This is a genomic window from Buchnera aphidicola (Cinara kochiana kochiana) (assembly GCF_900698905.1).
GTDB classification, from domain to species: domain Bacteria; phylum Pseudomonadota; class Gammaproteobacteria; order Enterobacterales; family Enterobacteriaceae; genus Buchnera_F; species Buchnera_F aphidicola_W.
This window is the reverse complement of record NZ_LR217708.1, coordinates 1-5,997: the sequence shown is the minus strand read 5'-3', so window position 1 is coordinate 5,997 and position 5,997 is coordinate 1. Positions and strand designations below refer to the sequence as shown.

The following is a 5,997-nucleotide window of genomic DNA, read 5'->3' as shown; positions in this document are numbered from 1 at the left end:
AAAAATGATTTTAAGCGAAATTTACTTTTAAAATTTTTTTATTTAATTTATATTTATTAAAAAATTATTTTACTATATTTAATGAAATCTATTGAATTGTTTTAGGGGATAGAGTATTCTGCTAATTTTTTTAATTTTAAATACTCAAAATTTACTTTTCTTTTTAAATTAATTAATCCAATATCACATAATTCTTCAATAGAATATTTTTGTACTAATTTCTTTAAAATATATGAACGGACATATTTTTCTTCTAATTGAATTATTTGAGTAGCTTTACTTTGATTTTCACTAATGAAATGTTTATGTTGCCTGTAATTTAAAGCACGCTGAATATGATTTTCTTTTGCTTGTTGTTCAGCTTCAAAAAATGTTATTTTGGATTTTCCTTGTTTTTTTAAATACTTATTAATCCATTTTAATTGTGCTACTCTGATTTGTTTTAATCTGAATTGAGAAATATTAAACATCATAAAAAATAGTGGTTTTAAACATATAATTTTAGGAATATACATTCCTAAAACTTTATCCCATATTTTTTGACAACTAATTAAACCAATTGGTTCCATAAAATCTGTAATTAATCGAGAAGCTCTTGTAATAGATTTATTACCTACGCTAGAATATGTTGATAAACCACATACATCAGATAATTTTTCAACAGAGGCCATCACTAAGGTAGTGGCTATGTTAAAGTGATATAACATAGCTTGTATCATAGCTCGCAAAGCTCGTGCACGATGTTCATTTAATCGCCTTTTACGTGGTAAAATATATCCTGTAATCGGATTTGTAAATTTGCGAATAGATAAATAAACTTCGTTTTGAGCAACATCCATTTTAGCTGCATATTTCATTGCATATTTAATAAATGCTGGACGTTTTTTATAATTGTCTGGTTGAATAAATTGTGGATATGGATTATATACATATTTTTTTTCTAACATAAATAACCTATCATTTAAATTTTTATAAAAAATTTTTTAATAAATTTTTAAATAAATAAAATACTACTATTTATAGTATAAATAATTTTTTATAATTTATTTATTTAATTTTTCTAATTCTTTTATTTACTTCAGTAGATTTCCAAATATAATTCAATACGTTTACCATTGCTTGCGCTGATGCCTCAATAATATCAGTAGCTAAACCTACACCATGAAAATTTCGTAGTTTATACTGTACAACAATGTCTACTTTTCCTAAAGCATCTTTACCTTCTCCATTAGCTACTAAATTAAATTTTTTTAAAATAATAGGATATAAAGTTGCTTTATTTAAAGCTTGATAAATAGCATCTACAGGACCATTGCTTGTTGATGCTTTTTGAATATTTGTTTGAGAACCACACATTAAAATAATAGATGCTACTGATAATCCCGATAATTTAGTATGCACATCAAAATATTCTAATTTAAAATATTCTTCGATATTTCGTTGTTTTTTAAAAAAAGCTAAAGCTTCTAAATCATAATCAAAAATTTGTCCCTTTTTATCTGCTAGTTTTAAAAAATCAACATATAATTCATTTAAATTATAATCACTTTTATGATAACCCATTTCTTTCATGCGATGTTCCACAGCTGCTCTACCAGATCGAGAAGTTAAATTTAATTTACAATTATTTAACCCAATGGAAATAGGATCAATTATTTCATAGTTTTCTCTATTTTTTAAGACACCATCTTGATGAATTCCAGAGGAATGTGAAAATGCGTTTTTTCCTACAATAGCTTTGTTTATTGAAATTGGCATATTACAAAATTGACTAACTATTTTACTAGTTTTATAGATTTCTTTATAATTTATATTAGTATATTTGTTTAGTACATCGTGATGTACATATAAGGCCATTATTACTTCTTCTAAAGCTGTATTTCCGGCTCTTTCACCTAAACCATTCATAGTCCCTTCAATTTGCCTTGCACCTGCCTCAATTGCGCTAATAGAGTTACCTACAGCCATTCCTAAATCATTATGGCAGTGTACGGAAACTATAGCCTTATCTATATTTTTAACATAACGAAAAATAGATTGAATAATTTTTTTAAATTGAGTAGGGGTAGTATACCCTACAGTATCAGGGATATTAATTGTAGTAGCTCCAGCATCAATAACAGCTTCAATAATTGTGTACAAATTTTTTAATGAAGTTCTTCCTGCATCTTCACATGAAAATTCAATATCATTAGTGTAATTACGAGCTCTAGTAACAGATGAAACAGCCATGTTTATTATTTCATTAAAGCTTTTTTTTAATTTAGAAGCTACATGTAAATTAGAAGTTCCTAAAAAAAGATGTATTCTATTTTCTTGGGCATGTTCCATAGCTTGGGCAGCGACATCAATATCTTTCGGCAAGCATCGAGCTAAACTACATATCTTACTTGTTTTAATTATTTTAGAAATAGATTTTATTGATTTAAATTCTCCCGGTGAAGAAATAGGAAAACCTGCTTCTATAATATCTACTCCCATACGTTCTAGAGCTAATGCAATTTGTATTTTTTCATTTGAATTTAAACTAGCTGGTAAAGCTTGTTCACCATCACGTAACGTTGTATCAAAAATTATTATTTTTTCTTTCATAGTAAACCTTTTGATATAATTTGTAGAATAAAGTTCTAAATTTATTAATTTTCAGAAAATTTTTAAAAATAAAAAATTTTCTGAATGAAGAATATTGTTAATAAGTAAAATTTAAAAATATCATCTTAATAAAAATTATATATAGAATGATTTTTTTCATATAAATTTATTTTTTCTTCATGTTTTAAAGTATAATCGATATTATCAAATCCATACATAATAGATTGTTTTTTAATAGGATCAATTTTGAATTGTATAGAATGGTTATGCACCATAATTATTTCTTTTAGTAAATCAATCATGCAAATAATTTTGGATTTCATTTTTAATATAAAAAATAATTTATCTATTAATTTTTTAGGAAGAGAGATTAATAATAAACGATTATTTAAGCAATTATTTACAAAAATATCGGAAAAACTATGAGCAATAATTACTTTAAAACCGTAATCCATTAAAGCCCACACAGCATGTTCTCTAGAAGAACCGCATCCAAAATTATTGCGTGTTAATAAAATACTAGCATTACGATAAATATCTTTATTTAAAATAAAATTAGGATTTTCTTTTTTTCCTGAAGAATCTAAAAATCTCCAATTGTAAAATAATTTTTTGCCAAATCCAACTCTATCAATTTTTTGTAAAAATTGTTTTGGAATAATTATATCTGTATCAATATTTGATATGTCTAAAGCAACTATAACTCCAATGTGTTTTATAAATTTTTGCATTATTTTAAAATTATCTCATAAAGTTTATGAATAAAAGTTTTCAATATTAATGAATTTTCCGTATAAAGCGGTTTGTGCTGCTAACCAAGGACTCATAAGATGAGTTCGACCTCCGGGTCCTTGTCTTCCTTCAAAATTTCTATTACTGGTAGATGCGCATCTTTCTTGAGGTTTTAACTGATCTTCATTCATACCCAAACACATGGAGCAACCAGCGTGTCTCCATTGAAAACCAGATTTTTTAAAAATTTTATCCAAACCTTCTTTTTCAGCTTGTCTTTTAACTAAACCGGATCCAGGAACAATGATAGCTTCTATATTGTTAGCAATGACTTTATTTTTAACAACTGAAGCGACCACTCGTAAATCTTCAATTCGAGAGTTTGTACATGATCCAATAAAAACTTTATCAACTGGGATATTAATCAAGCTGGTACCGTCTTTTAAACCCATATAATCTAGTGATCTTTTTGCGTTTTCTAGTAAATTTTTATCTTTAAAAGTTTTTAATTTTGGAATTTTGCTATTGATAGAAATTACTTGAGATGGATTTGTTCCCCATGTGATTTGTGGAGATAAATTAGATATATCAATAAATATATTTTTTTCAAAAATAGCTTTGGGTCCAGATTTTAATATATTCCATAATTTTTTATATTCATTCCATGAACGGTTTTTAGGAACAAAATTTTTATTTTTTAAATATTGATAAGTAACATTATCGGGTTGTATAATACCAGATTTTGCTCCTAATTCAATTGCCATATTACAGATAGTCATTCGACTTTCCATACTCATATTTTGTATAACTGGACCAGTAAACTCTACAACATATCCGGTACCTCCAGAAGTACCAATCTTATGAATAATATTTAGAATAATATCTTTAGAATAAATATTATTTTTTTGATTTCCATATATATGTATTCGCATATTTTTCATATAATTCTGTGGTAAAGTTTGTGTAGCTAATACATGTTCTACTTCTGAAGTACCTATTCCAAATGCTAGTGCGCCAAAAGCTCCATGAGTTGATGTATGTGAATCTCCGCAAACAATTGTCATTCCCGGCAAAGTCATTCCTTGTTCGGGACCTACTATATGTACAATACCTTGATTTATATTTGTTAAATTATAACAAGAAATATTAAAATTTTGACAATTTTTTAACAAAGTATTCATTTGTATTTTTGCCATTTTAGAAGAATTATTAATGTTCCTAGACACAGTAGGTACATTATGGTCCATAGTTGCAAATGTTTGCGTTGGTCTTCGTACATTTCTATTTTTTTTTATTAATCCCGCAAATGCTTGAGGAGATGTTACTTCATGTATTAAATGTAAATCAATATAAATAATTGGTGTAATGTTTTTCTTGTTATATATTAAATGTGAATTAAATATTTTTTGATATAATGTAGTTTTCATTAGTTATTATCTCAGATAATTTTTTAGCAATTTTAGTGCCCATTTGATTGGTACTAATATAATTTTTACCATCAGAAATATCTAAAGTTCGATATCCTTTTTTTAAAGTTTTTATTACAGCTAATTCAATATATTGCGAAATATGTTTTAAATTTAAAGAATATTCAAACAATAATGCCAAAGATAGAATTTGAGCAATTGGATTAGCTAAATTTTTACCTTTTAAATCAGGAGCTGATCCTCCAGCTGGTTCAAATAGTCCAAAAAAATTTTTATTTAAGCTGGCTGAGGGTAGCATTCCAATAGATCCTGTTAACATTGCGCATTCATCTGATAAAATGTCTCCGAATAAATTTGAACATAAGATTACATCAAATTGATTAGGATTTTTGATTAATTGCATAGCAGCATTATCTACATATAAATGTTGTAATTTAACATCTGGAAAATTTTTAGAAACATTTGTTACTACTTCTCTCCAAAGAGAAGAACTTTCTAATACGTTTGCTTTATCTATAGAGCAAACTTGTTTTTTTCTTTTTAATGATAATTGAAAAGCAATTTTTGCAATTCTTTCAATTTCTTTAGTAGAATAAATTTCTGTATCAAAAGCAGAAATATTTTTTTTATTGAATGTATTTCTTCCTTTCGGCAAACCAAAATATATACCGCCTATTAATTCACGAATACATAAAATGTCAAATCCATCTTTTATTATACCCTCTCGTAGTGGAGATAGCTGTTTTAAATCATTATTTAACTTAATGGGCCTAATATTAATAAATAAATTAAAAAATCGTCTAAGCGGTAATAAAGCGCCTCTTTCAGGTTGTTTATCTCGAGACAGACATGTCCATTTTTTTCCTCCAACAGATCCAAATAAAATTGCATCCGATTTTATACACCCATCTAATGTTTTTTTAGGCAGAGGTGTACCAAATTTATCAAAAGCTATTCCACCAATATCAAATTCATGAGTATGAATTTTATAACCGAATTTATTATTAATAACATTTAAAATTTTATACGTTTCTAACATAACTTCAGGACCAATCCCATCACCTGGTAAAACTGCTATATTAAATATTTTTTTCATTTTTAACCTTTTTATATTTTTTCAAACGGCTTATTAATTAATATACTATATAAAATATATATTGTCTTTTTTTTTTTTATTTTTTTAAAAGTTATTTTGCATTTATTTTTTAAAAAAAATTTTTTTTATTACTATAAATCCTGAATTTTT

The 5,997-nt window shown here is 26.1% G+C and carries 5 protein-coding genes; all 5 read right to left on the bottom strand.

The window, feature by feature from the left end:
* Positions 1-101 precede the first annotated feature (101 nt).
* On the bottom strand, positions 102-947 hold the full coding sequence (repA, locus tag BUCIKOCA2762_RS02060; RefSeq protein ID WP_154028948.1) for a plasmid replication initiator RepA: 846 nt from the start codon (positions 945-947) through the stop codon (positions 102-104).
* A 100-nt stretch (positions 948-1,047) separates the two neighbouring features.
* Positions 1,048-2,592, bottom strand: coding sequence for a 2-isopropylmalate synthase (gene leuA / locus BUCIKOCA2762_RS02055; RefSeq protein ID WP_154028946.1), 1,545 nt, complete (start codon positions 2,590-2,592; stop codon positions 1,048-1,050).
* A 125-nt stretch (positions 2,593-2,717) separates the two neighbouring features.
* Entirely contained in the window at positions 2,718-3,323 is a 606-nt protein-coding gene (leuD, locus tag BUCIKOCA2762_RS02050) for a 3-isopropylmalate dehydratase small subunit (RefSeq protein WP_154028944.1), read from the bottom strand.
* A 24-nt stretch (positions 3,324-3,347) separates the two neighbouring features.
* Entirely contained in the window at positions 3,348-4,751 is a 1,404-nt protein-coding gene (leuC, locus tag BUCIKOCA2762_RS02045; RefSeq protein ID WP_154028941.1) for a 3-isopropylmalate dehydratase large subunit, read from the bottom strand.
* Positions 4,720-5,847: a 3-isopropylmalate dehydrogenase gene (leuB, locus tag BUCIKOCA2762_RS02040; protein ID WP_154028939.1), complete on the bottom strand. Its 1,128-nt coding sequence runs from the start codon at positions 5,845-5,847 to the stop codon at positions 4,720-4,722. The genes leuC and leuB overlap by 32 nt, the downstream gene beginning before the upstream one ends.
* Between the last annotated feature and the right edge of the window lie 150 nt (positions 5,848-5,997).

What these genes read in the sequence shown, in the direction of transcription:
- leuD (WP_154028944.1), bottom strand. Translation starts at nt 3,323, where the DNA reads ATGCAAAAATTTATAAAACACATTGGAGTTATAGTTGCTTTAGACATA.
- repA (WP_154028948.1), bottom strand. Translation starts at nt 947, where the DNA reads ATGTTAGAAAAAAAATATGTATATAATCCATATCCACAATTTATTCAA.
- leuC (WP_154028941.1), bottom strand. Translation starts at nt 4,751, where the DNA reads ATGAAAACTACATTATATCAAAAAATATTTAATTCACATTTAATATAT.
- leuB (WP_154028939.1), bottom strand. Translation starts at nt 5,847, where the DNA reads ATGAAAAAAATATTTAATATAGCAGTTTTACCAGGTGATGGGATTGGT.
- leuA (WP_154028946.1), bottom strand. Translation starts at nt 2,592, where the DNA reads ATGAAAGAAAAAATAATAATTTTTGATACAACGTTACGTGATGGTGAA.